The organism is Streptomyces sp. B6B3 (assembly GCF_039871525.1).
Lineage (GTDB): Bacteria > Actinomycetota > Actinomycetes > Streptomycetales > Streptomycetaceae > Streptomyces.
On the sequence record NZ_JBDPLU010000027.1, the window covers coordinates 1 to 26,237 of the forward strand.

Annotated in this window: 18 protein-coding genes; 6 read left to right on the plus strand and 12 right to left on the minus strand. The window is 70.4% G+C overall.

All coding sequences use genetic code 11. From position 1 onward, the window contains the following. The coding region (locus tag ABGB06_RS34645) for a glycoside hydrolase family 36 protein (RefSeq protein WP_347597884.1) at positions 1–1,333 on the minus strand (1,333 nt) is incomplete at its 3' end. Positions 1,334–1,867: 534 nt separating this feature from the next. Between ABGB06_RS34645 and ABGB06_RS34650 the strand changes: the two genes are divergently transcribed. Next, a complete protein-coding gene (locus tag ABGB06_RS34650; protein ID WP_347597887.1) occupies positions 1,868–4,303 on the plus strand; it encodes a glycoside hydrolase family 2 TIM barrel-domain containing protein in 2,436 nt (811 codons plus the stop codon). Positions 4,304–4,367: 64 nt separating this feature from the next. Here the strand turns inward: ABGB06_RS34650 and ABGB06_RS34655 are convergent, their stop codons facing one another. The 3 genes from ABGB06_RS34655 to ABGB06_RS34665 all read right to left on the minus strand — a co-directional run bounded on the left by ABGB06_RS34655 (position 4,368) and on the right by ABGB06_RS34665 (position 8,074). Next, complete coding sequence (locus tag ABGB06_RS34655) at positions 4,368–6,038, minus strand: ABC transporter substrate-binding protein (RefSeq protein ID WP_347597890.1); 1,671 nt, start codon at positions 6,036–6,038, stop codon at positions 4,368–4,370. A 126-nt stretch (positions 6,039–6,164) separates the two neighbouring features. Next, the gene (locus ABGB06_RS34660; RefSeq protein ID WP_347597893.1) at positions 6,165–7,109 is read right to left on the minus strand and encodes a carbohydrate ABC transporter permease; all 945 of its coding nucleotides are present in this window, start codon (positions 7,107–7,109) and stop codon (positions 6,165–6,167) included. Next, positions 7,103–8,074 (minus strand): ABC transporter permease subunit, encoded by a 972-nt coding sequence (locus ABGB06_RS34665; protein ID WP_347597896.1) that lies wholly within the window; start codon positions 8,072–8,074, stop codon positions 7,103–7,105. Before ABGB06_RS34665 ends, ABGB06_RS34660 begins: the two co-directional genes overlap by 7 nt. A gap of 972 nt (positions 8,075–9,046) precedes the next feature. Here ABGB06_RS34665 and ABGB06_RS34670 point away from each other — a divergent pair. Further along, complete coding sequence (locus ABGB06_RS34670; protein ID WP_347597899.1) at positions 9,047–10,423, plus strand: enolase C-terminal domain-like protein; 1,377 nt, start codon at positions 9,047–9,049, stop codon at positions 10,421–10,423. A 15-nt stretch (positions 10,424–10,438) separates the two neighbouring features. Then, complete coding sequence (locus tag ABGB06_RS34675) at positions 10,439–11,167, plus strand: FadR/GntR family transcriptional regulator (RefSeq protein WP_347597902.1); 729 nt, start codon at positions 10,439–10,441, stop codon at positions 11,165–11,167. Positions 11,168–11,218: 51 nt separating this feature from the next. Here the strand turns inward: ABGB06_RS34675 and ABGB06_RS34680 are convergent, their stop codons facing one another. The 5 genes from ABGB06_RS34680 to ABGB06_RS34700 form a co-directional block, all read right to left on the minus strand. Then, entirely contained in the window at positions 11,219–12,307 is a 1,089-nt protein-coding gene (locus tag ABGB06_RS34680) for a Gfo/Idh/MocA family oxidoreductase (protein ID WP_347597905.1), read from the minus strand. Next, entirely contained in the window at positions 12,292–12,984 is a 693-nt protein-coding gene (locus ABGB06_RS34685; RefSeq protein WP_347597908.1) for a ThuA domain-containing protein, read from the minus strand. Before ABGB06_RS34685 ends, ABGB06_RS34680 begins: the two co-directional genes overlap by 16 nt. Before the next feature lie 79 nt (positions 12,985–13,063). After that, a complete protein-coding gene (locus ABGB06_RS34690; protein ID WP_347597911.1) occupies positions 13,064–15,409 on the minus strand; it encodes a TIM-barrel domain-containing protein in 2,346 nt (781 codons plus the stop codon). Positions 15,410–15,661: 252 nt separating this feature from the next. Beyond that, complete coding sequence (locus tag ABGB06_RS34695; RefSeq protein WP_347597914.1) at positions 15,662–17,131, minus strand: alpha-L-fucosidase; 1,470 nt, start codon at positions 17,129–17,131, stop codon at positions 15,662–15,664. 111 nt (positions 17,132–17,242) lie between these two features. Continuing rightward, a complete protein-coding gene (locus tag ABGB06_RS34700; protein ID WP_347597917.1) occupies positions 17,243–18,007 on the minus strand; it encodes an SDR family oxidoreductase in 765 nt (254 codons plus the stop codon). A 184-nt stretch (positions 18,008–18,191) separates the two neighbouring features. Between ABGB06_RS34700 and ABGB06_RS34705 the strand changes: the two genes are divergently transcribed. Genes ABGB06_RS34705 through ABGB06_RS34715 form a run of 3 tightly spaced genes read left to right on the plus strand, consistent with a single transcriptional unit; the run spans position 18,192 to position 20,735 of the window. Further along, on the plus strand, positions 18,192–18,899 hold the full coding sequence (locus ABGB06_RS34705) for a FadR/GntR family transcriptional regulator (protein ID WP_347597920.1): 708 nt from the start codon (positions 18,192–18,194) through the stop codon (positions 18,897–18,899). A 25-nt stretch (positions 18,900–18,924) separates the two neighbouring features. After that, the gene (locus ABGB06_RS34710; protein WP_347597923.1) at positions 18,925–19,779 is read left to right on the plus strand and encodes a fumarylacetoacetate hydrolase family protein; all 855 of its coding nucleotides are present in this window, start codon (positions 18,925–18,927) and stop codon (positions 19,777–19,779) included. Beyond that, positions 19,776–20,735: an aldo/keto reductase gene (locus ABGB06_RS34715; protein WP_347597926.1), complete on the plus strand. Its 960-nt coding sequence runs from the start codon at positions 19,776–19,778 to the stop codon at positions 20,733–20,735. Before ABGB06_RS34710 ends, ABGB06_RS34715 begins: the two co-directional genes overlap by 4 nt. Before the next feature lie 114 nt (positions 20,736–20,849). Here the strand turns inward: ABGB06_RS34715 and ABGB06_RS34720 are convergent, their stop codons facing one another. The 3 genes from ABGB06_RS34720 to ABGB06_RS34730 all read right to left on the minus strand — a co-directional run bounded on the left by ABGB06_RS34720 (position 20,850) and on the right by ABGB06_RS34730 (position 26,198). Next, entirely contained in the window at positions 20,850–21,872 is a 1,023-nt protein-coding gene (locus ABGB06_RS34720; RefSeq protein ID WP_347597929.1) for a DUF6528 family protein, read from the minus strand. Between the two features lie 156 nt (positions 21,873–22,028). Beyond that, positions 22,029–25,043 (minus strand): BTAD domain-containing putative transcriptional regulator, encoded by a 3,015-nt coding sequence (locus ABGB06_RS34725; protein WP_347597932.1) that lies wholly within the window; start codon positions 25,041–25,043, stop codon positions 22,029–22,031. Positions 25,044–25,127: 84 nt separating this feature from the next. Further along, complete coding sequence (locus ABGB06_RS34730; RefSeq protein ID WP_347597935.1) at positions 25,128–26,198, minus strand: LacI family DNA-binding transcriptional regulator; 1,071 nt, start codon at positions 26,196–26,198, stop codon at positions 25,128–25,130. Positions 26,199–26,237 lie beyond the last annotated feature (39 nt).

Below are 26,237 nucleotides of genomic sequence, written 5' to 3' on the forward strand. Positions count from 1 at the left end.
CGTCCAGGTGCGCGACCGCCGCGGGGTGGCGCAGGTCCAGGTGGTATCGGCCGTTCTCGACCTGCCGCCGGCCTTCCCGTTGGAAGAACGCGTCGGGCGGGAGGCTGTCCGCCAGCGGGCTGCGCACGCCGACGACCTCCGGCTCCAGCCACAGTCCCGGCCGCATCCCCGCGGCCCGGATCCGGTCGATCACCTCGCCCAGACCGTCCGGGAACCGCGTACTGGACGGCGTCCAGGTGCCCACGCTGTCCCACCACGCGCCGTCCTCGGCGTACCAGCCGGCGTCGATACAGAAGTACTCGGCACCGGCCGTCGCGGCGGCACCGATCAGTGGGAGCAGTCGCTCGGTGGTGGGGTCGCCGCCCAGGGTGTTCATGAAGTCGTTGAACACCACGGGCAGCCCGGTCCGGTCGGGATGCGGCCGGACGATCGCCCGCCGGTACGCCGTGAGCGACGCGATCGCCGACTCCATGCCCTCGTCGCCGATCGCGAGACCGACCGGCACGCTGACGAACTGCTGGCCCGGATCCAGTGTCTGGCGCCACTGATGGTCGCGGTCACCAGGTCCGTGCACGGCCAGGTACACACCGTCCCGACGCTCGCCCACCTCCCACCGCCACGCCCCGTTGTGCTCCACCTGGAACGCCCACGCCCGCCCGGTGTCCGTGTCGACCAGCGCGCCCATGGGCAGGTACTCACCTGACGACCAGGAACCGTGGCTGGCCACCACCAGCGCGCCGCGCGGTAGGTGCCGGTGGGTGGTGGGGTTGATATCCGGCAGCCGGCCCTCGCGCAGCGGCTGCCGCTGCCACCGGTTCTCGGCCATCCAGTCGTTCTCCGCCCAGTACACGTCGATGCCGTCCGCACCGGAGTCGGGTCGGAACGCACCGGTCGCGAGCGAGCCGACCGCGTGCAGCGTCACGGGCTCCGCGCCGACCGCCCGAACGCTGGTGTACACCTGGATCGCCGGGACGCCCTGCGGCGAGCGGATCAGCGTCCGGACCTGGAGCCCGGCCCCCTCGTCCACCTGCTCGAGCTCGAACTCCGTCCAGCCGTCCGCCTCCTCGACCCGATGGGCGGCGTAGCGGAGCCGGAGCCCGACCGTGGTCCCCACCTGCCGAGGCCCGGACCAGGGCTGCCCCTCGCCCGCGATCTGCACCTCGACCAGTGGCTGACCGGATCGGCGGGTGCCCGCCCCACCGCCGGCGTCGGCCCGGCGTACGTCCATCGCCTCGAGCCGGGTCAGACACACCGGCGCGTCGGCGTCGGCGGTCAACTCCAGGGTCAGGGCGGCGTGGCCCCACAGGAGACGGATCGGAGGTCGGGTCACCATGGGGAGGCCTTTCGGATTCGCTGCTACCGAACGCCGGCGTCGTTCTGGTCGCCGGGCGCGACTCGATCGCGTGCGCAAGGCTGGAGACAACGACCGATTCATATGATGTTCTCATGCTGATGCTGCCTCCGCAATCGCCTGCCCGGCCGCGGTCCCGGCGAGCGGTCCGGGGGACAGCGGCCACCGTCCCGCCGCACACGCGATCGCGGCGAGTGGTGGCGGGGGGACCGCGGAAGACGTCGTTTACCTCGGAATTCGGCCTGCCTCGCGGGCCGTTCCGCCGCCGGCAGCCGGTCCGCCCGGCGCCGCCGGGCCGATCGGTCCCGCGTCGCGGGGCTGGCCGCGCGGATCCCCATGGCTTAGGGTTCTCGCCGGCATTCATCATATGACTCGGGGTCGTCCGGCTCCGATCGGGATCGCCAAGCAGCCTCGGACCCACGGATGTTCACCCACCGCGGACGGCCGCCCGGCCGACGTCGAAGGGCACCGGGACGAGGCCGACCGGGCGAGTGTCTGACACATGAGAGGACTCCGATGATCCGCCGATCCTTCTCCGACGACTGGTGGTTCCGCACCACGCACACCGAGGGAGCGCCGGCCGCGGCGGATGCGCCGGCCGTGCGGGTGACGCTGCCGCACGACGCCGTCCTGGCCTCCCCGCGACGCCCGGACCCGGCGCTGACGGGCACGGCCTACTTCCCGGGAGGTGCCTGGGAGTACTCGAAGCGATTCCTGGTGCCGGAGGAGTGGCGGAACCGCCATGTCCTGCTGGAGTTCGAGGCCGTGTACCGTTCCGCCTCCGTCTTCGTCAACGGCAGCCTGGCCGCACACACCGCCTTCGGGTACTCGGAGTTCGGCGTGTGCCTCGACCCGTTCCTCCGGTTCGGCACCGAGAACGAGGTGCGGGTCCAGGCGCGCGCCCACCGGGACTCGCGGTGGTACTCCGGCGGCGGAATCATCAGACCCGTCCACCTGGTGGTCGCCGACCCCGTGCACGTGGCGCTCGACGGGATCGTCGTGACCACCCCGGACGTCGATGCGGACTTCGCCCTGGTGCAGGTCGACACGACGGTCGACAACGTCGGCCGGCACACGGCGACGCGTGCCGTGACGACGCGGATCATCGCGCCGGACGGCACCGAACGCGCCGCCGACACGGCCCGGGTCACCGTACTTCCCGGCGAACCCGCGGTCGTGCACCAGCGGATGCTGGTCCCGGAGCCGCGGCTCTGGAGTACGGACACACCGTCGCTCTACCGAGCCGTCGTGACGGTCACCGCTGACGGCACGGTGACCGACGAGGCGGAGACGACCTTCGGGATCCGCGTCATGCGGGTGGACGCCGCGCGTGGTCTGCGGATCAACGGCGAACCGGTCAAGCTCCGCGGTGCGTGCGTGCACCACGACAACGGCGTCATCGGCGCGGCCGCGATCGCACGTGCCGAGGAGCGTCGCGTCGAGCGTCTGAAGGCGGCCGGCTTCAACGCGATTCGCAGTTCCCACCAGCCGATGAGCCGGGCCATGCTCGACGCCTGCGATCGCCACGGAGTGCTCGTCATGGACGAGCTCTCCGACATGTGGACGCAGACCAAGAGCGACCACGACGCTGCCACGACGTTCCCCGACTCCTGGCGGCGCGACCTGGAGTCGATGATCCGCAAGGCCAGGAACCGGCCGAGCGTGTTCGCGTACTCGATCGGCAACGAGATTCCGGACATCGGGACGGGACACGGCGCGGCGTGGGCGCGACGCATCGCCACCGAGGCGCGTCGTCTCGATCCGACCCGGTTCGTGACGAGCGGCGTCAACGGCGCCCTGCTCGTGATGTCCGACGTGCTCGAACACGATCCCGACCTGCTCGGGGAGGCGGCACGGGCCGAGGTCAAGGAGATCAACGGGTTCATGATGGGGCTCGCCGAGAAGCTGAACACGCTCGGCACCTCGGAGGCGGTCAGCGAACTGACCGCCGAACCGTACGCCGCGCTCGACATCGCCGGGATGAACTACCTCGACGCACGGTACGAGCACGACCGGAGTCTGTTCCCGAACCGCGTCATCGTCGGCTCCGAGACGTTCCCGACGCGGATCGACGAGCTCTGGTCGCTCGTGCTCGCGCATCCGCACGTCATCGGCGACTTCACCTGGACCGGCTGGGACTACCTCGGCGAGGTCGGCATCGGCCGCCCGCGGTACGCGGAGGATCCCCCCGGCGGTGGCCCGCTGGCGGAATACCCCTGGATCACGGCGTGGGTCGGCGACATCGACATCACCGGGCGCCGTCGCCCGCCGTCGTTCTACCGGGAGATCGTGTTCGGGCGGCGGGCCGAACCGTACATCGCCGTGCGCCGCCCGGGCACCAGGGGGCTCACCCCGAAGTCGAGCCCGTGGGCGTGGTCCGACAGCGTGTCGTCGTGGACGTGGCCAGGCGCCGAGGGCACCGCGGTCGAGGTCGAGGTGTACAGCGACGCCCCCGAGGTCGAACTGTTCGTCGACGGGACCTCGGCGGGTCGCCTGCCGGCCGGACCGGCGCGTCGGTACCGCGCCGTCTTCGACGTCCGGTACGAGCCCGGACACCTCGAAGCGGTCGCCGTGCGCTCCGGCCGAGCCGCCGAACGGGTCTCGCTCCGGTCGGCGAACTGCGACCGCCGGCTCGTGGTCGCGCCGGACCGCGCCGACATCGCGGTCGGCGACACCGACCTGTCGTTCGTCGACATCGACATCGTCGACGCGCACGGCACCCGCGCCACCGACGGCGAGACCGAACTGGAGCTCCGGATCGACGGGCCCGGCCACCTCCAGGGATTCGGAAGCGCCGCGCCACGCACGGAGGAGTCGTACCTCGACCCCCGTCACCGCTCCTTCCAGGGCCACGCCCTCGCCGTGATCCGGCCGACCGCGCCCGGGACCATCACGGTGACCGTGCGCGGGAGCGGCGTCGGCCCCTCCAGCGCCACGATCGTCGTGCGCTGACGAACGAACCCCCTCCCGCGGCGCGACCTCGCGCCGCGGGAGGGGGTCGGTGTCGACGCCCGGTTCAGCTGGCGTCGTACGCGTTCTGCCAGATCTCGAGGTAACGGTCCACGCCGAGTCCGTCCATGCCGTCGAGGTAGGACTGCCAGTCCCCGTCGCTGTTCGGGTCACGTACGCCGGTGACGAACTCCGCGGTGGACGTCGCGATGTAGGTCTCCACGTTGGTGAGCAGCGTGGAGAGCTCACTGCCGTCCTCGAGGGGTATCCAGACGTTCCAGTACGGGAACATCGCGTCGGTTTCCTTGCCCTCGTAGAGCCCGGTGGCTTCGAAGAACCGCCGTTCGGCGCCCTCCAGCGTGTAGATGTCCATCGGCTGAACCTGCGTGTTTCGCCACTCCTCGGTGTCGAACACCTGCGACATCGGGCCCCAGTTCCCGTTGTAGTCGGCGGGGTTGTCCTCGTCGGTGGGAATGTCGACGATGACGGGCTCCAGGCTCTCATCGAGCGCGATCTCGTCCGGCTTCGGCTCCCGCCAGCCGATGCCCTCCTCACCGAACTGGGCGCGACGGTGACCCTCCGGCGAGAAGATGTAGTTCATGATCTCCACAATCGTCTGCTGCTTCGCCTCGCTGGCAGCGCTCGTGACCACGAAGGTCGCCCCCGGCGTGCTCGGCAGCACGTAGGTCGCCGCGTCACCGGTCGGCCCGTTCAGGGGCGGCAGCGGGTCGTACTGATTGTCGCGGCCGTCCTCCTGGCCCATCGTGACCAGTAGTCCCGGATGCATGACCGTCGCGCCGCCGACCATGACACCTTCCGCCGAGTTCCCGGTCGCCTGCATGGTGTCGGGGCCCTGCGAGAAGGCGGCGGGATCGATCAGGTCCGCCTCCCACATGCGGTTCAGGAACTGGAGCCCTTCGCGCCAGCCGTCCTGCGCCGCCTGAACCTGCACGGTGTCACCGTTCAGGCCGAGCGACACCGGCTGCCCGACCACGCCGGTGTTGAACGCGTTGTAGATGAACGCGTTCATGATGAACGGCACCAGGGAGTTCTGGGTGTTGCCGGTCAGCGGGATCTCGTCGGCCTTGCCGTTGCCGTTGGGGTCGTCCTCCTTGAAGGCGACCATCACGTCGAAGAACTCCTCCGGCGTGGTCGGCATCTCCAGGCCCAGGTTGTCGAGCCATTCGGTGTTAATCCAGAACTTATAGGGATAGGAGCAGTGATAACAGTCGTTCCATTGCGGCAGGCCCCATATCGTCCCGTCTGGGGCCGTCGAGAACTTCTCGAAGTCGGGCTCCTCTTCGAACGCGGCCTGGATGTCTGGGGCGTGCTGCTCGATGAGGTCGTTGAGCGGTACGAGGAGCCCCTGCTGGCCGTAGCGGAGGAGTTCGGACTGGTTGAACTGGGTCGCCCACGCCACGAGCATGTAGGCATCGGGGAGGTCGCCGCCGGCGAGGGAGATCTGACGCGCCTCCGTGGCCGACGAGGCCTCGTAGGAGGTTGTCTCGAATCGCAGGTCGACGTTGAACTTCTTCTCGAGATGACGTGTGAATGAGTTAGAATTGAGGTCCATCTGCGCCGACTGCGAGGCAAAGATCTTGATGACGTTGTCATCGCCCGCTTCGTCCGAGCTCCCGCAGGCGGTGGTCAGCCCCAGTGCGGTGGCGAAAGCGGCAAAGGTGGCCGCGACCGTTCTGACGCGGCGCGACCTCGATCTGGTTGACGATGCGAATAGCACTGCTCTTCCCTTTTCTGTGGGCGGGGCGGTCGGGGGAGACCGAAGCCAGCCGACGTCATGTGTTCGGGTGGCCTCATGGTCTCTGAGGCGAAGTCGACGGAGCCGCAGACACCACGGCTCGTCCGGTCAACCCTTGACGGCGCCGACCATGACGCCCTTGGTGAAGTACCGGGCAACGAAGGGATAGATCAACATGACGGGTACGGTGGATATCACGATCAGCGAGTACTTCATCAGGTCGGCGAGCTGCTGCCTTTCCATCGCAGCGGTGGCGTCCGTTCCCACGGATGACTCGTTCAATATCAGTACGTTGCGAAGTACCAGCTGAAGGGGGTAGAGGTCGGGATCGCGTATATACAGGAGGGCGTCGAAATAGGAGTTCCACTGGTAGATCGCATACATCAGGGCGATGACCGCGATCAGCGGTTTCGACAGGGGTAGCACTACGGACCACAGGAAGCGCAGATCGCTGGAACCGTCGAGTTGAGCCGCCTCGTAGAGTTCGTCCGGGATCGTCGAGCGGAAGAACACCATGGCGATGATCACCTGCCACACCCCGATCGCCTGCGGCAGGATGAGGGCCATTCGGGTGTCGAGCAGACCGAGATTCTGCACCACCAGATAGGTGGGGATCAGCCCACCCGCGAACAGCATCGTGAACACGACGGCCATGGTGATCACGCCACCGCCCCAGAGATCCTTCCGGGACAGCGGATAGGCGATGGCGACCGTCAGGGTCACGCTCAGCAGGGTCCCGACCCCGGTGTAGAACAGGGAGTTCATGAACCCGGTCACGATCTGGTCGTCGCTGAGAACCCGCTCGTAACCCTCGAACGTGAAGTCGATCGGCCAGAGCGTCACGCGGCCGGACGAGACCGCCAGCGGGTCGCTGAACGAACTGGCCACGATGTAGATCAGCGGCAGCAGAACCACCAGCAGGAACGTCGTGAGCAGAACGTACACGCCGATCATGAACACCCGGTCCACCAGCGGATCCCGGATATGAGTCGATCGCGTCCGGAACACCTTCCTGGTGGTGCGTCTGGCGATGGTCCTCGGCTCGGTCACCATAGTCCGTTCCCCGTGATCCTCTTGGCTCCGAAGTTCACGGCCAGCAGCAGGACGAGGTTGACCGCCGAGTTGAGCAGGCCGATAGCGGCGGCCTGGCTGAAGTCGGCGTTCAACAGTCCGACCTTGTAGGTGTAGGTTGGAATGATCTCCGACGTCGACAGGTTCAACGAGTTCTGCAGCAGGAACGCCTTCTCGAACCCGATGGCCATGACGTTCCCCACGCCGAGCACGAGAATGATGACAGCGGTGGGCATGATGCCGGGGATGTCCACGTGGATGATCTTCTGCATACGGTTCGCGCCGTCGACGCGCGCCGCCTCGTACAGTGCCGGATCGATGGCGGACAGGGCCGCCATGTAGATCACGGCCGAATAGCCGACCGTCTGCCAGACGTCAGTCGCGACGTAGATGTGCCGGAAGTAGTCCGGATCGCTCAGATAGTCGACCGTGCCCATACCGAAGAACGAGGTCATGTCGCTCATCAGGCCGAGCCGCGGTGACAGGAAGAGGAGCGTCATGGAGATCACGACGACGGTCGAGATGAAGTACGGCGCGTAGGTGACCATCTGCACCGTGCGTTTGAAGAAGCGGTTGCGGACCTCGTTGAGTGCGAGGGCCAGGATGATGGGAAACGGAAAGCTCGCCAGCACCACGTATCCCGAGAGCAGGAACGTGTTCTGCACCAGGGTCCAGAACTGCGGGTTCGCGAAGAGGCGGTCGAACTGGTCGAACCCCACCCATTCGCTTCCCCACACGCCGTCCACGACGTTGTAGTTCTTGAACGCGATGACCGAGTTGACCATCGGGATGTACTTGAAGACGCCGAAGTACACCAGCGGCGGAACCATGAGAAGGTACAGCTGCCAATGCCGGCGGAAGCTCTTCTTCGCACCCGCCCAGCCGCGTGTCGTGCTGCGTGACCTGACCTTCTCCCGCGTCGGCCCCGCCGCGACCGGCGTCACCATCGTGACCCCGACTCGCGTGACAACAGACCGGCCCGCCACGGACCGGCGCGGTGCGTGGCGCATTCCCAACTACTCGACTTCACCGTCGGGTACCAGCCAATCTCCGCCGTTCACTGACGCCGTCACCATAAAAGTCATATCAATCACTGTCAACACTCTGTGTCCACCTCCCTTCGTCGCGGGCACGGACCGGCGGGGCGGACCGCGCGGCCAGCGGCGAGTTGCCGGTGCCACTTCGTGGTGTCGGAGCCTCCTCGGCGCGTGCGGTCCGAGGCGACGAGGGCGCCGCGGCGGGGCGGGCGGAACGAGCCGGATGGAGTGGGCGGCCAGCGCTCCGACGGGCGCGCTCGGGAGCCCGAGACTCCGCATCGAGGCAGGTCATCTGCCCAACGCCGGGCCGCCTTACGGCCCTTCGCGGGGAACGCGCGTGCCGCCCGGACGGACGACGACACGCCAGCCGCGGTGAGGCGGCGGAGCGACCGCCGGTTGCCGGCCACGGACGCGTCCGTCCGGCGGTCGGCTCCGCGCCCCGGCCCCGGGGCGCGGCAGTGCGGTCGGACTCCGGTCGACGGTGAGGGTCCTCGGACCGGAGTCCGATCCCGGGTTCGCAGATCAGATCTTTGGGTCCGGCCTGCGGGGGGCGCCAGGCGGCCCGCACCGCGAGTCGCCGCCACCCTCCTGGCCAGATCGAGCCACCAGGTCGCTGGTGGCCACCAGTGACCAGCACGTCTTCCCGGGGGAGGCACCTGGGCCGGCCACCGCAGCACAAACATCTAATCTTCTTGAGGGAGACGCATGCTGTGGGGGGTTGTCGAAACGCGTTCCCGCGAACCCGTCGAACCCATACTGTCCAGGTCAGACAGCCAGAGCCGGCACCCTGGAGGCGTCTACGGGCTGTTGACGCATGGAGAAACGCCTCCCTACACTGCGGTAGTCATCTGATCTTTGAGGAAACAGGCGAAGGGCCGGTCCATGCCGCAGATCACCGCCGTGACCGTTGAGGACGTTCGTTTCCCGACGTCGCTCACCGGCGACGGATCGGACGCCATGAACAAGGACGGGGACTACTCGGCGGCGTACGTCGTCCTGCACACCGACGGTTCCGACAGCACGGGCGCGCCACTCGCGGGCCACGGTCTGACCTTCACCATCGGCAGGGGCAACGACATCGTGGCCGCCGCGGCCCACCAGCAGGCCCAGCAGCTCATCGGTCGGGACGTCGACGCGATGGCGGCGGACATGGGCGCGGTCTACCGCTCTCTCACCGCGGACTCGCAGTTGCGTTGGCTGGGCCCGGAGAAGGGCGTCGTCCACCTCTCGCTCGCCGCCGTACTGAACGCGTCGTGGGACCTCGTGGCCCGCCGCGCGGACCGGCCGCTGTGGCGGCTGCTCGCCGACCTGACGCCGGAGCAACTGGTCGACATCGCGGACCTCCGCTATATCTCCGACGCGCTGACGCGCGACGAGGCGCTGGAGATCCTTCGCGCCCGGGAGAGCACGAAGGCCGACCGGGTGGCCGAACTCGAGCGCACCGGATACCCGGTCTACACGACCTCGGCGGGCTGGCTCGGCTACGACGACGAGAAACTGCGTCGGCTCTGCCAGGAGGCGGTCGACGCCGGGTACGGCCACCTCAAGCTCAAGGTGGGCGCCGACCTGGACGACGACGTGCGTCGCTGTGCCATCGCCCGCGAGATCATCGGGCCCGAGCGCAGGCTCATGATCGACGCGAACCAGATGTGGGACGTCGGGGAGGCGATCGACTGGGTGCGCGCGCTGGCGCGGTTCGAGCCCGTGTGGATCGAGGAGCCGACCAGTCCCGACGACATCCTGGGTCACGCGGCCGTCCGGCGTGCCGTCGCACCCATCGGCGTCGCGACGGGCGAACACTGCCACAACCGGGTGATGTTCAAGCAGCTGTTCCAGGCCGACGCCATCGACTACTGCCAACTCGACACCGGCCGGCTGGCGAGCATCAACGAGATCGTCGCGGTGCTGCTCCTCGCCGCCAAGTTCGGTGTCCCCGTCTGCCCGCACGCCGGCGGCGTCGGGTTGTGCGAGATGGTCCAGCACGTCGCGGTGCTCGACTACGTCGCCGTCTCCGGCGATCTGACCGACCGGGTGACCGAGTTCGTCGACCACCTGCACGAGCACTTCACCGACCCCTGCGTGGTACGCGACGCCGGTGCGGGCACGGGCTACGTGCTGCCGACCAGGCCTGGCTACTCCACGCAGATGTATCCGGAGTCGATCGAGGACTATCGTTTCCCTGACGGTCGCTACTGGGCGACCGCGGCGACACCGACGCAGTCCGCGGGACGAGCGGCCGCGGCCGCCGCCAGAACCTAGGAACATACTCCAGTCATGTCTCGCACCGAAGAAGTCGTCGACGGCATCAAGCGGATGATCCGCGAAGGCCGGCTCCGCCCCGGAGACCGCCTGCCGATCGAGAAGGATCTCGCCGAAGCCCTGGGCGTCTCACGCGGCCCACTACGCGAGGGCGTCTCCGCGCTGTCCATCCTGGGCATTCTCAACACCCGGCGAGGCGACGGGACATACGTCACCAACCTCGACGTGACGCGGTTGTTGGCGCCGATGGGATTCGTCGTCGACATCCAGGGCGACGGCACCGCCGTGAACACCCACGCCGTGCGCCGGGTCCTCGAATGCGAGGCGGCTCGGCTGGCCGCCACCAGGATCACCGACGAGGCGCTCGACGAGGCGGGAGAACTGCTCGACGAAGCCGCCCTGGTCGTCGGCCGGATGCCGCAGGACCACGAGCGGCTCATCGAGATCGACATCGCCTTCCATCGCATCATCGCCTCGCACAGCGACAATCCGGTCCTCGCCGGGTTGATCGAGGCGTTCGCCGGCCGCACGGTGCGGGGCCGGCTCTGGCGCAGCCTGCACGAAGAGGGCGCCGACCTGCGCACCCACGAGGAGCACGTGGCGATCCTCGAGGGCCTCCGAACCCGCGACTCCGAAACGGTGCGCATCCGGATGGCCAACCACCTGGTCGGCGTCGAGCAGTCCCTGCGCGATCTGCCCGACGACGGTGATGCCCCGGCCGAGCCGCCGCCGGCCGGGGGCTGATCCGGAACACGGACCAGCCCCCGGCTCATGCGGTACGCGATGCCCGGGACCTCACCGATCGTCGAGGAGAACGGCCGCGGGGCGTTCGACGGTGCTGGTGATCGGGACCGATCGGCCCTCGGCCGCGGCGGTCAGCACCGCCTCCATCACCTCCAGGACGTGGAATCCGAGCACCCCCCGGGACCGGCCCGCCGACGGTTCACCAGCGAACGCACCCGACCACAGGAGGTCGGCCAGCCCGTAACCGCGGGCGGCCTGCCGGTATCCCGCGGAGACGGGCAGCACCTTCCAGCCCGAACCCGTGTTGAGTTCCACGTCGCCGACGAACATGTTCGGGTCCGGCACGGCCAGGGACCCGTCCGTCCCGTGCACCTCGATGTTGGCGGCATGGGTGGACAGCGCGTCGAAGCTCACCAGCAGCGTCGAGATGGCGCCTGAGGCGTGCGTCAGCGCTCCGGTCACATGGGTGGGCGTTGTCACGGGGATCCGCTCGCCCGCCCGCGGTCCCGACCCGATGACGCGTTCGCTCCGGATGGCGCTGGCGGCGCCGACGACGCTCACGACCGGCCCGAGCAGCGTCACCAGCGACGTCAGGTAGTAGGGGCCCATGTCCAGGAGCGGGCCGCCGCCTGGCTGGTAGTAGAAGTCCGGCTGCGGGTGCCAGCGCTCGTGACCCGGTGTCACCATCGTGGCGGTGGCGCTGAGCGGTGTCCCGATCACGCCCTCGTCGATGGCCGCGCGGGCGGTCTGAACGCCGGTGCCGAGGACGGTGTCGGGCGCGCTGCCGAGGACGACACCGGCGGCGGACGCGGCATCCAGCATCGTGCGGCCCTGCTCCGTCGTGGCGGCCAGCGGTTTCTCGACGTAGACGGCCTTGCCCGCCTCCATCGCCGCCAGTGACGTCTCGGCGTGGGCCGCGGGGATGGTGAGGTTCAGCACGGCGTCGACGTCGTCGCGGCGCAGCAGCTCCGCGACGGTCGTCGCCCTCGCGCCGTACTCGTCCGCCGCCGCGGCGGCGCGGCTGGCATCCAGATCGGCGACGGCGACGAGTTCGAGATCGTCGAGCCGGGCGATCGTCTCCAGATACTGCCGGCTGATGACGCCGGCGCCGACGAGCCCGATCCTCAGCGGCTGGCCCACAGCATCCCCCGTTCGATGATCGTCCTGACGTTCTGGTCCTCGAGGACCTCGACCCGGTGGCCCGGCGTGCACGCGAAGATGCGTCCCGCGCCCCAGTTCCGGGTCCACACGGCCGGACAGGTGTGCGGTTGGTGCCACGGGTCCCACGGGCGCGCGGGCAGCGTGGTGGTGGCCAGGACGTCGAGCAGCCCGTCCGTCAGAACCCAGTACTGCTCGGTGACGAGGTCGAAACTGCCGATTCCGGCGGTGATGGGATGATCGGCCGCCGCGGGCAGCATCTCGATCCGATGGGGTATGTAGTTGTCGGACTGCTCGCCCGTTCGTTCGTCCGGGTGCTTGCCGGGATGGTGAGCGAACTGCGCGCCCATCAGGTGCAGGTAGTCGTCGCTGGCCCGGTACGAGTCGGCGATGCCGCCGTGCCAGCCGGCGAAGCCGGTGCCGGCCGCGATGGCCGCGCTCAACCCACGGGCCTGCTCGCGCTCGATCGTCGACATCGTCATGCACTGCACGATCAGGTCGACCTCTGCCATACGGTCCGGGTCCGCGTAGACGGCCGGTGAGTCGAATATCTCCCATGCGAAGTCGTTGCGAGCGAGGTGGGGGAGGAAGAACTCGGTGGCCGCCTCGGGTTGGTGCCCGTCCCAGCCGCCGCGAACGATGATGGCCTGTTTGCTCATGTAGAGGTACTTCCCTCGGTGTGTTCTGTTTCGCGTCGGGCGTGTGTGCAGGTGGGGGTCGCCGGATGGTCGCGGGTCGTCACGCGACCCGCACCCGAACCTCCTCGCCGTGGTACTCGATCCGGACGGACCTCCCGGAGTCGTCGCGCCACCCGTGCCCGGGGCGGACGAGCCGCGCGTGGAACGTCCGGGTGGCCGGGCCGTCGGGGCGGGATCCCGGCGCCGGGCCGATCACCAGCGTGCGCTGGGCATCGATCCAGCGCAGCGTGGTGCGGCTGTGCTCGCCGACCTCGAAGCCCCAGCCGTCGCCGTCGTCCTCGTAGAGACCGAACCCGCCGTCGGCTCCGGGGAACACCAGGACATCGAGATCGCCGTCCGGACGAGCGAGGGGCAGGATCGTTCCCGTCCTCGCGTACACGGGGATCCTCTCGAGCGGGGCCGGAGCCTCGACCCGTGTGCCGCCCTCCTGGGTGTTACCCGTCCACGCGTCGATCCAGGCCGTGCCCCCGGGCAGGTACACCGACCGGGTCGTCTCGGTGCCGGGCGGAGGGTCGGAGTCGACTCGCCGGGGGCGGGTGACCGGACAGACCATCAGGGACGGTCCCAGCAGGAACTGGTCGTCGACGCGCAGAGCGCCGGGATCGTGCGCGAAGTCGAAGGCGAGCGGTCGCATCATCGTCGACGACTCGAGGTACACGGCGCCAGCGACCGCGTACAGATACGGGACCAGCGCCTTACGCAACTCGATGAAGCGCCTGAGCGTGTCGTAGACCACCTCGCCCGGTTCGCCGAAGTGCCAGATCTCGCGAGGAGTGTCGCTGCCGTGGACCCGGAACATCGGGAGGAAGCAGCCGTACTGGAACCATCGAAGAAAGAGCTCTCGGTAGGCGGGATCGTCCACACCGTCCGGGAACTCGCCGCGGGCGAACCATGCCTCTCCGGGCCTGACGAAGAAGCCGCCGACATCGCAGGTCCAGTAGGGCATCCCGGAGGCGGCGAAGTTGAGCCCCTCAGGGACCTGCCGGGCGAGCGTGTCCCACGAGGCCGATATGTCGCCGGACCAGGTGAACGTGCCGTAGCGCTGCTGCCCCGGATGGGCCGCACGCGTGAGGTTCAGCATCCGGCTGGCGGAGCCTGAGGCGCGGTGGCCGTCCCAGATGCCACGAGCGTGGGCCAGGGCGTAGGAGTTCGCCCTGGCGGGGCCGAGGTACCGTTCGGCCGCCCCGACGTTGATCGACCGCTGCTCCTCGGGACCGGGCCTGACGGCACCGTGCCAGTCGGCCTCGAACGGCTCGGAGCAGTCGCACCACACGGCATCGATTCCGTGCGCGAGCAGGCCCCTGCGTGTCTGCTCCCAGAAGAGGGCGCGGGCCTCGGGGTCGAACGCGTCGTAGGTGCGACCGTTGGCGAGCAGCCTGCCCGCCGCCCGCAGCTCCGCGTGGTCGGCACCACCGGCGTCCACGTGGGGCCAGACCGAGACCATGACCCTGGTCCCGAGCTCGTGCAGCTCGCGGCACATGCCCTGCGGATCGGGGAAGCGCCGCGGGTCGAAGGACTTCTGCCCCCAGTGCCCTTCCGGCCAGTACTGCCAGTCCACGACGATGCACTCCGCCGGAAGCCCGAGCTCCGCGTAGCGTCGCGCGACCGACAGCACCTGCTCCTGCGTCTCGTAGCGCTCTCTGGACTGGACGAAGCCGAACGCCCAGCGAGGCGGGATGGTCGCCGCGCCGGTGAGGTGGCGGTAGCCGGCGATGACACGGTCCATGGTGTCACCGGCGATGACGAAGTAGTCGATCTCGTCGACGCAGTCAGCCCGCAGGGTGGTGCCCGAGGCGTCGTCGTCGAAGCTCATCGCCGAGTAGCAGTGCCACAGCAGCCCCCAGCCGCGCGACGAGAGGAGGAAGGGAACCGGGATCTTGAGGTTGTGCTGGTAGAGGTCGAGGTGGTGGCCCCGCCGATCGAGGATGCCGTCCTCGTGTTGGCCGAGTCCGTACAGGGCCTGATCGTCGGAGACGGCGAGCGAGAGGCGGGCCCTGAATCCGGGCACGTCCGCCCTCGGCTCCATGGCGCCTCCGGCCGCGCCCTGTTCGGCGAACAGCAGGTCACCGCGGCCGTCGCGATAGGAGAGACCGCCGGTCGAGCGGTCGAGGTGCAGGGCCAGCGTTCCGTCGGACAGGACGAGCTCCTGCTCCGACTCGTGTACGTCGAAGCGCGCGGGGCGCCGAGGACGTGCCGGATCGAGCATGGGCCCCTCGTGAAACGACGGGACACCGTCGCCGTTCCTCCGTGTGCCGACCCGCACGACCCCCTTCGCCTCCCACGACACCCGGACCACGGTCGCGCCGCGATGGATCAGCACGCCGCCGTCGTGGCTCTCCCACGCCAGGTCGCTCTCGACCTCGTGGCGTGGATCGGCACTCGTCATGTGTTGGCTCCCTACCGGGACGCGCGCGCCCCACCGAGCCCCGCCGCGGGTGGCCGAGCCTGTCTGTTACATGGGATGAATGTATAGCCTGGTCATCACGCGAATGTCCAGAGGTTTACTGGCAAATCGATCTGAACTGGAAGTTCTTCGGCTCTGCGATTGCGGAGCGTGATGTGTCTGAGCGCGATCGCGTGGGCTACATGGGATGTCTCCGGGCGGAGCGGGAGGCGCGAGCCGACCCGGCGACGGCGTTCAGCCGAGTTCGACGGCCAGGCAGGAGAGGTAGCGGGAGGGCGCCTGTTCGGGCAGATCCACGACGAGTTCACCGGCGGGGCCGGTCTGGGTGAAACGCGGCTGGACGCTGTCGGCGCCGAGGAGGCGGACCCGGGCGACCCGGTCGCGGGCGTCGATGCTGCGGATGACGGCCCTGCGGTCGGTGGGCCAGCGCATCAGGAAGACGTAGACGGTGTCGCCGCGCCGGGTCAGCCGGTAGTCGGCACTGGTCCAGGACACGCGGTCCTCGCGGAAGCCGTCGATCGTCACGCCGCTGGGCCCCTCCATGCCCTCCCGGAACGGGCGGGTGCCGTGGACGCCCTCGCCGTGGATCTCCATCCAGTCGGCCAACTCGGCCAGCAGGTACCGACATTCCTCGTCCAGACTGCCGTCGGGCAGCTGCGGGACGTTGAGCAGCAGGTTGCCGTTCTTGGCCACGATGTCGACCAGCAGCTCGATCACGTGGGCCGGCGTCTTGTAGACGGCGCGGTCGTTGTAGAACCAGCTGCCCAGGCAGGTGTCGGTCTGCCACGGCACCGGCGACACCCGCGGCTCCTGGGTGCGTTCGACATCGAGGATGCCGATCCGGCGCAGCCGCTCCTGACGCTCCTTGTGCGCGAAGATCGCCTGGTTCCGGCCGCCGTGCGTGGCCGAGCTGGTGTTGTAGAGATGGGCGGCCGCCGTCAGGGCGGGCTGGGCGTCGTTCGGGGCGAACGGCGGCGGGCCGTCGGTGTACAGGAGGTCGGGCTGGTACAGGTCGACCATCTCGGTGACGAGGTCGAGCCAGCGCTGGTGCCACCAGGCGTTGTCGGTGTACCAGGGGGTGACCGGCAGCTCCTCGCAACCGGGCACGAAATGCTCGTGATTGGGCAGGTAGAGGTCCTCGTGGGCCGGGTCTGCGCCGTCGTAGGGGACGCCGGCCCGAGGCCCGGTTGTGTCGGCCCCCTTGTTGACCGACCACCAGCTGAAGGTGGCGGCGAGGTGCTCGCTGAGGCCGAAGGGAAGGTCGTGCCGACGCGCGGCGGACCGCCACAGCCCGACGATGTCCTTGCCGGGACCGACCTCGGCCGCGTTCCACCGGTGCAGCCGGGAGGCGTAGTTCAGGAAGTAGTCGTGATGCGCGGCCTGCGCCACGAAGTACCTGGCCCCGGCCCGGACGTAGAGGTCCATCAGGGCGTCCGGGTCGAACGCCTCGGCCTTCCAGAGCCTGGCGACGTCCTTGTAGCCGAATTCGGAGGGATGGCCGTAGGTGCGGACGTGATGCCGGTAGTGCTCCGACCCCTCCACATAGATGTTCCGCGCGTACCAGTCACCCTGCCGGGCCACCGATTGCGGGCCCCAGTGAGACCAGATGCCGAACTTGGCATCCCGGAACCACTCCGGGCACGCGAACTCGCTCAACGATTCCAGGGTCGGCAGGAAGGGCGTGGGAACCTGTTTGTCGGGCATGGCGGTACGGCTCCTGTTGCTCGGTGCTTCCCTGCCCGAGACGGGCAGGGGGTGGCCGCCGGGGTCAGCCGGTCGGCGTCGATGGCGATCGGTGGTTCGCCGCCACCGCGTTCACGGGGTCCGGGGGCGGAGACGAAGGCCGTGCATGCCACCGTCGACGGCGAGATCCGTGCCCGTGGTGGCGCCGGAGTGCGGGCTGGCGAGGTAGGCGATCGCGGTGGCGACCTCCTCGGCGGTGACCAGGCGGCCGGTGGGTTGGCGGGCTTCCAGGGCGGCGCGTTCGGCGGCCGGGTCGTCGGCCGCCGCCAGCAGACGGGCCACCCACGGGGTGTCGGCGGTGCCGGGGTTGACGCAGGTGACGCGGATGCCGTCGCCGATCACGTCGGCGGCGGTGGCCCGGGTGAGCGCGAGGACCGCGCCCTTGGTCGCGGAGTACAGGGCGCGCTGCGGCAGCCCGGCGGTGGCGGCGACGGAGCACGTGTTGACGATGGCCGGCGCCGCGGAGCGGCGGAGGTGGGGGAGGGCGGCCCGGGTGGTGCGGACGATGCCGAGGACGTTGACGTCGAAGACCCGGTGCCATTCGTCGTCGGGGTTGTCCTCGATGCTGCCCTGGGCGCCGATGCCGGCGTTGTTGACGAGGATGTCCAGGCCGCCGCCCAGCGCCTCGACGGCCGCGGCCACGGCGGTGCGGACGGCCGCGTCATCGGTGACGTCGGCCTGCACGCCGATCAGCGGTTCGGGCAGCTGGGCCGGCGCCAGGTCGAGGCAGGCGACGTGGGCGCCGCGGTGGGCGAGCAGGGTGGCGGTGGCCAGGCCGATGCCGGACGCGCCGCCGGTGACGAGGGCCTTGAGGCCGGAGAACTCGTGGTCGGTCATGGCTGAGGGCTCCAGACGGATCCGTCGGGGTGGCGGTGGCGCTCCTGATCAGAGCATCGTTCGAGCAGACATGGGATCGATTTATAGAACGCCACTACGGAATAGTCCAGCATTCCGAGGAAATCGACCCGATCTAGGCTCAGGGCCTATCCAGACATGGGATCTCTGCTCTACGCTGCGCCCCATGTCACTGACCGACGGGGCGATCGCCCGTATCCGGGAGCTGATCAGGTCCGGTGCCCTGCCGCCTGGTTCCAAGCTTCCCCCGGAACCGCAGCTGGCCGCCGAGCTGGGCCTGTCGCGGAACCTGATGCGCGAGGCCGTGAAGGCGCTGGTCGTCGCCCGGGTCCTGGACATCCGACGCGGGGACGGCACCTACGTCACGAGCCTGGAGCCCGGCCTGCTGCTCGAAGGGCTCAGCGCGGCGGTGGAGATGCTCCGCGGCGAGACCCTGCTGGAGGTCAGCGAGGTGCGGCGCCTGCTCGAACCCGTCGCCACCGCGCTCGCCGCGACCAGGATCACCGACGCCGACCTGCACGAGCTGCGCCAGCACCTGAAGGCCATGCGCGACTGCCGGGACGACCCCCAGCTGCTGACCGAGCACGACGCCGCGTTCCACCGCACGGTCACCCTCGCGACCGGCAACGCGACGCTGGTGTCCGTGCTCGAGGGCATCTCCAGCCGCACGCTGCGCGGCCGGGTATGGCGCGGCCTGGTCGACGAGCACACGGCGGACCGCACCATCGCCGAACACGAGGCCATCTACGCCGCGCTGGCCGACCGGAACTCGCCGCTCGCCCAGGCCACGGCGCTGGTGCACGTCAGCACCACCGAGGACTGGCTCCGCGCCCACCTGCGACCTGACGACCCGTCGGCTGCCCAACTCGGTTGACCGTTTTCGCACGATCCGGAGAATCATGCGCTTCCTGAGAGTCGGCCCGCCCGGCGCCGAACGACCCTGCCTGCTGTCCGAGGACGGCACCGCCCACGACCTGTCGCCGCTCACCCACGACATCGACGGTCCCTTCCTCGCCGGCGACGGCCCTCGGCAGGCACGGGCGGCGGCCGCCGCCGGACGGCTGCCAGGCGTCGACCTCACCGGCCTCCGGACCGGTCCGCCGGTCGCCCGGCCGGGCAAGGTGGTGTGCGTGGGCCTGAACTACCGCGACCACGCGGCCGAGACGAACACCCCACCGCCCGCCGAGCCCGTGATCTTCATGAAGGCGTCCAACACCGTCGTCGGCCCCGACGACACCGTCCTCGTGCCCCGGGGCAGCACCGCCACCGACTACGAGGTCGAGCTCGCCGTCGTCATCGGCGCCACCGCCCGCTATCTCGACTCTCCCGACGCCGCGGCCGCCTGCGTGGCCGGATACGCGATATCCGACGACGTGTCCGAGCGGGTCTTCCAGCACGAACGCGGCGGGCAGTGGGACAAGGGCAAGTCCTGCGAGACCTTCAACCCGTTGGGACCCTGGCTCGTCACCCCTGACGAGGCGGGCGACCCGCAGGCCCTGGGCATGCGGCTGTCGGTCAACGGCGAGCCGCGCCAGAACGGCAGCACCGGCGACATGATCTTCGGCGTGCACCACGTGATCTGGTACCTGAGCCAGTTCATGGTTCTCGACCCCGGCGACGTCATCAACACCGGGACTCCGGCGGGGGTGGCCTTCGGCGCCAACGCCTTCCCCTACCTGCGCGCCGGGGACGTCGTGGAGATCGAGATCGACCGCCTCGGGCGGCAGCGACACACCCTGGAGCAGGCGCCATGACCGCCACCGGGCAGGCCCGTCTCGGCCGCTCGTCGGTGACGGTCGGGCGCACCGGACTCGGCACCGGCCCGCTCGGCGGCCTGTTCGCGAAGGTGTCCGACGAGCAGGCCCACGCCGCGCTGGCCGCGGCCTGGGACAGCGGGATCCGGTACTTCGACACCGCGCCGCACTACGGTGCCGGGCTGGCCGAGGAACGTCTCGGCGCCTTCCTCACCGACCGCCCGCGCGCCGAGTTCACCGTCTCCACCAAGGTCGGCCGGCTGCTCCAGCCCGGAGCCCCCGAACCGGACGCCGGCTTCCACGGCGGCCGGGACCGGGTCCGGGTGCTGGACTACAGTGCCGACGGCGTGCGGCGGTCCCTCTCCGAGAGCCTGGAACGCAGCGGCCTCGACGCCTTCGACCTGGTGCTGATCCACGACCCGGACGACCACTGGGAACCCGCGGTGCGCGAGGCGTACCCGGCGCTGGAACGGCTCCGCGCCGAGGGCGTGGTCAAGGCCGTCGGCGTCGGCATGAACCAGGCGGCCATGCTCGGCCGCTTCGTGACCGAAACCGACATCGACTGCGTCATGCTCTCCGGCCGCTACACCCTGCTGGACCGGACCGCGGCCGAGGCGCTGCTGCCGAGGTGCCAGGAGCGGGGCGTCAGCGTGTTGGCCTGCGGCGTCTTCAACAGCGGCGTCCTCGCGGACCCCCGGCCCGGCGCGCACTTCGACTACGCCCCGGCGTCGGAGGACGTCCTGCGGCGCGCCCGGCGGCTCGCGGACCGCTGCGCGGCCCACGGCGTTGCCCTGCCCGCCGCGGCGATCGCCTTCCCGCTGCGCCACCCGGCCGTCACCGGCGTCGTCCTCGGCGCACGCAGCGCCGACGAGGTCCTACGCAACGTCGAGCACACCGCGACCCGGATTCCCGACGAGCTGTGGGCCGAACTCGACGCCACCGAGACCGACGCATGAACCGGATCGACGCGCCGCGGCTTCCGAATCGCCGAGGACCCGACCGCGCCGCGCGCCGATGCGGGGCCCCGCGTGTGGCGGGGCCCCGGCCGGTGCTTCGACCGAACGTCATGTTCAGCGCGGGAGCCACCAACGGGCCTTGTAGATCCCGCCGTTGACAAGCTTCCGGCTGTCGGTGGGCTGGTGCAGGCTGACCGTGGTGGTCCACCACGACTGCTCCAGCCCGGACTCGGGCGTGTTGCTCAGGACCTGGCCCGTACGCGGATCGTCCCCGACGGCCTTCACGGACTTCCGGGAGATCTCGCTCGCGCCCGGGAAGTCCTGCGTGAAGGTGCGGCTCGCGATGTCGTACTGGTAGACCGAGGCGTTGGTCGTCACCCACAGGCGGTCCGGCCGGCCCAGCACGGGGGAGAGGTCGTGCCCGCCGGCCGACGTCCCGGGGGTGGCGACGGGCAGCGACACCGCCAGGTGCTGCCTGAGGCCCGGTCGCACCCGCGATCCCGTCACCTCGTAGGCGACCAACTCGTCGTCGCCCAGGGCCCACAGCACGTCGTGACCCTCGTCCCAGTGCAGCCCGTGCGCGCCCTTCAGCTCGGCGTCGACGTACCGGGTGGCGTTCGGGCCGAGCGACGCGGCGAACAGCCGCACCAGGGCGCCCGTGCTGCAGGCGACCGCGACGTTCCCGTCCGGCAGGATCTCGGCGGAGTGGGGGTTGAGCAGGTCGTCACCGGCGCCGAGGCCACCGGCCCAGTACCGGCGTCCCGTGGGGTACTCGACGACGGCGGCGAAACCGAAGGACGCCGTGGTCAGCACGAAGGTCCGGTCCCGGTACCGCCGCGCCTTGGCCTCGTCGGGGTAGATCCAGCTCGTCTCGGGTTCGAGATCGCGGTACCTGGTGTCGCCCAGCGGGGAGAACGCCCACCGCACGACGGTCGGATCGATGGCCGGGTCCCAGACGTCCGCGCGGGAGTCGAGCACCAGCAGCTGCTTGCTCGCCTGGTCGGTGACCACGACCGGGGGGACGCTCCGGTGCCCGGCGACGGCCTGCCCGGCCGTCCCGAGGGCGAGCCCGGCGCCGGCCGCGGCGGCCCCGAGCAACACGTGCCGGCGCGACGGGATGGAAGAGTCAAGGGACATGGATCACCCTCCGTACGACGGCGGTTCGGCCGCTGTGTGCCTGACGCGACGGAAATCTGCCATGGACCGGAACAGGGGGGAAGCGTCCCCGAAGAAACCTCCGGTGAACGGTGGGGACGGCACGACCGTTCGGGAGGGGCGTTGCCGGCGGGAGGCTCAGTCGCCGGTGAGCCGTCGCCGTATCTCGGCCGCCTGGGGGAGGCCCAGCGCCTCGTAGTCGTCGAGCGCCTGGCGCCAGTGGGCGTGGGCCGAGGCGTGGTCGCCGGCGGCGGTGTGGACGGCGGCGATGGCCGCGTGGGTGTCCGCCTGCCCCTGCCGGTGGTCCCCCTCGGTGGCCACGGCCAACGCCTCCTCGTACGAGTGGAGCGCCTCGGCCGTGCGTCCGGTGGACGCCTGGGTGTCCGCCAGCGTGGTCAGCGCGGTGACGACCAGTTCCGAATCGCCCACGGAACGGGCGAGCGCCAGCGCCTCGTCGTGGAGGTCCAGGGCCCGCACCAGGTCGTCCCGACTCCGGTGCAGGTGGCCGAGCGTGCGCAGACAGTGCGTCTCGATGACGCGGTAGCCCGTCTCACGGGCGAGGACCAGGGCCCGCTGGGCATGGTCGAACGCCTGCTCGTCCCGTCCCAGGCTTCTGAACGCCTCGGCCAGACCGGAGAGGATGTTGGCCTCGTTGGTCCGGTCGCCGTGCTCCCGGCACAGCGTCAGCGCCTCGTCGAGGGGGCGCACGGCCTCCGCGTTCCGGTCGAGCAGTCGCAGCGTCAACCCTGAGTTGACCAGGGCCGCGCGGCGCAGCGCCCAGTCGGCGGCGTCGAGCTCCAGGGTGAGTTCGTAGTGGCGGAGGGCCTCGAACTGGTCGCCACGGGACGCGTACGCGTTGCCGAGATTGATGAGCACGGCGCCCTGCAACGCCTGGTCGCCCGCTCGTTCGTACGCCGCCAGCGCCTGGCGCAGGTGGTCGACCACCTCCTCGTGGTTCTTGCCCACGCGGTCCATGGCGGCGGCGAGTTGGCGTCGCGCGTTGGCCTCCGCCAGCGGCTCGCCGTCGGCCAACGCCGCCCGGAGAGCCCGGGTGTGCAGGGTGATCGCCTCGTCGGAGTGCCCCCTGACGTCCAGGTAACGCCACAGCGTCTCCGACATGAGGACGACGAACCCGGGGTCGCCGTGTCGGGTGGTCTCCAGCAGGTTGGCCCGTTCGGCGTCCAGCCAGCGCCGGGCGTGGTCGTGGGAGGTGAGCGGCGGCGCCTCACCGTCCCAGGCGGGCACCTTGGGCCGGCGGTAGGTCTCGTAGGGTGCGAAGGCGTCCATCGCGGCGGAGGTGGTGGCGAGGTAGTAGTCCAGCAGCCGGGTCAGGGTGGTTTCGCGTTCGGCGGGTCCGTCGGTGTCGGCGGCGAGTTCGGCGGCGTAGGCGCGGAGCAGGTCGTGGGGTTGGTAGCGGCTGCCGGCTACCTGGTCGACGAGATGAGCGCGGAGGAGGGCGTCCAGGGCGCGGCGTGTCTCGCGGGGTCTGGCGCCGGCCATGGCGGCGATGGCGTGGGCGTCGACGTCGTGTCCGGGGTGGAGGCCCAGGAGGCGGAAGGCTCGGGCCACGGGCGGGTCGAGGCGTTGGTAGGACCAGGAGAACACCGCGCGTACGGCGGTGTGGGGGTCGCCGTCGATGTCCAGCAGGTCCAGCGCGCCCTGTTGGTCGGCGAGTTCCTCGACCAGGTCGGCCAACGGCCGGGTCGGTTGGGATCTGGCCAGTTCGGCGGTGATCCGCAGGGCCAGCGGCAGCCGGGCGCAGCGTTCGATCAGCGCGTCCGTCGCGGCGGGGTCGGCTTCCGCCCGTTCCCCGAGCGCCTCGTGGAGGAGGGCGCGGGCGTCGGGCAACGGCAGGCGGTCGAGGTTGAGTCGGTGGGCGCCGTCGCGGGCGACCAGCCCGGCCAGCGCGTCGCGGCTGGTGACCAGCGCGAAACACGTCGGGCTGCCCGGCAGCAGGGGCCGCACCTGCGTGACGCTGTGGGCGTTGTCCAGGACGACGAGCATGCGTCGGCCGTCCAGCAGGGTGCGGAACCGGGCGGCCCGTTCCGCCTCGTCCTGCGGGATCGCCGCGCCCTCCAGACCCAACGCCCGCAGGAACCCGGCCAGCGCGTCCTGCGGCGTGACGGGCTGGTCGGGGCCGTAGCCGCGCAGGTCGACGTACAACTGCCCGTCGGGGAACCGTTCGCGCACTTGGTGCGCCCAGCGCAACGCCAGCGCGGTCTTCCCCACCCCGGCGGTGCCGGCGACCGCCGAGATCACCACACCCCGCGCGCCCGCGGCGTCGGGGGACAGCAACCCGTCCAGCTCCGCCAGCTCGACCTCCCGGCCCACGAAGCCTCGGACGTTTCCCGGCAGTTGAGCGGGCACTGTGGCCCGCGGCGACTGCTCCCGCCCCTGCTCCCGCTGCTGTTCGGCGCCGACCTCCACCGGCTCGCCCGCCAGCATCCGGGCCTCCAGGTCACGTAGCTCCGGACCCGGCTCCAACCCCAGCTCCGCGACCAGCGTCTCCCGTGCCGCCCGGTACGCCGCCAACGCCGCGCCCGGCTGCCCCGACCGGTACAACGCGGTCATCAGCAACCCGTGCAACCGCTCCCGCAACGGATGCTCCCGCACCAGGGTGGCCAACTCCCCGGCCACCGCGGCGCTCCGCCCGCACGCCACCTCCGCCCCGAACAACGCCTCACAGGCGACCAGCCGACGCTCGGCCAACTCGTGAGCCCAGTCCGTCAGCAGCGGGATGTCCAGATCCGCGAACGGCACATCCCGCCACAGGTCCAACGCCTCCCGCAACACGCCGGCCGCCCGCCGCGGATCCCCACCCGCGACCTCCAACCCCTCGGCCACCAACGTCTCGAAACGCTCCGCGTCCAGCTCCCCGGGCAACACCCGCAGCCGGTAGCCGTTCTCGTCGAAGCGCAGCCGATCCCCGTCGCCGATCACCGTCCGCAACCGGTGCACATGAAGGTGCAGCCGCTGCCGGGCCCGCTCCTCGGGACGCTCCCCCCACAACGCGTCGACCAGCACGTCCGCCGGCACCGACTGGTTCGCCCGCGCCAGCAACACACCCAGCAGGATCCTCCGCAACCGCCCCGGCACCGGCTCCCGCCGCGCGTCCCGCAGGATCTCCAGAGGGCCCAACATCAGGAAGTCCATGGTCTCTTTCGCACTCCTCCACCCCGCCGGGCCCAGTCTGACGCACCGGGCCGGGCCGGGCCGCGTCGCGGTGCGATCACATGGTCAGTCGTGGTCCGGACCGGCGGATGGAGGAGGGGCGGTCGAGTCCCGGACGACCAGGCGGGTCGCCAGCTGGACGTGGTGGGAGTCGGGTGTCTCGCCCCGCGCCAGCTGCAGGACGGTGCGGGTGGCCACCCGGCCCATGTCCAGCAGCGGCTGGTTGATGGTGGTCAGGGGCGGGTCGGTCCACGGCGCCCCGTAGGTGTCGTCGAAGCCGACGACGCTGAGGTCGGTGGGCACGGTCAGGCCCCGGGCGCGGGCGGCCTGGAAGACGCCCATGGCGATGAGGTCGCTTCCCGCGAAGACGGCGGTCGGTGGGTCGTCCCGGTCCAGCAGGATCTCGGCCATGCGCCGCCCGGCGTCGGCGGCGAAGTCGTCGTGCAGCGTCAGCGCCGGATCGACCGCGACGCCCGCGGTCTCCAGCGCCTCGCGGTAGCCGTGCAGCCGCTCGCGGGCCGGGACGGAGCGGTCGGGCCCGCCCGCGTAGGCGATGCGGCGGTGGCCGAGCGAGAGCAGGTGCTCGGTCGCCCGCACGCCGCCGGCCCAGTTCGTGGCCCCGACACTGACGACGTTCTCGTCGAGTGGATTGCGCGGGTCGACCACGACCAGGCCGAGTCCCAGGCGGTCGCAGGCGGCGATCTCCTCCGGGGCGAGTTCGGAGGTCACGACGATCAACCCGGCCCGCCCGCGGGCGCTGAGCTCCTCGATCCACGCGACGCCGGGCGAGGCCGGGGTCGCGGTCGCCCGCGCTCCGGCGCCCTGCTGCAACACGCTGGTGACCACCTCGACGCCCAGGTCGCGGGCGCCCGCCAGCACACCGTCCAGGATGTGCATCGAGTACGGGCTGAAGAGTTGGCTGAAGACGGCCTGCAACGCCCCCGCCGGCGGCGCGGAGTCGCGCGGTCCCGTGGTCGGGGTGTAGCCGACCCCGCGCAGCACTCGCCGCACGTGGGCGCGCGTCTCGGCCGAGACGCCGGGGCGGCCGTTGAGGACCTTGGACACGGTGGCCTTGGACACCCCCGCCGCGCGCGCGACCGCCTCCAGGGTCGCGCGTCCGCTGATCGTTCCCGCCATGGGACGTCACTGTACACGTCGTTCAACGAAACAGTTTCG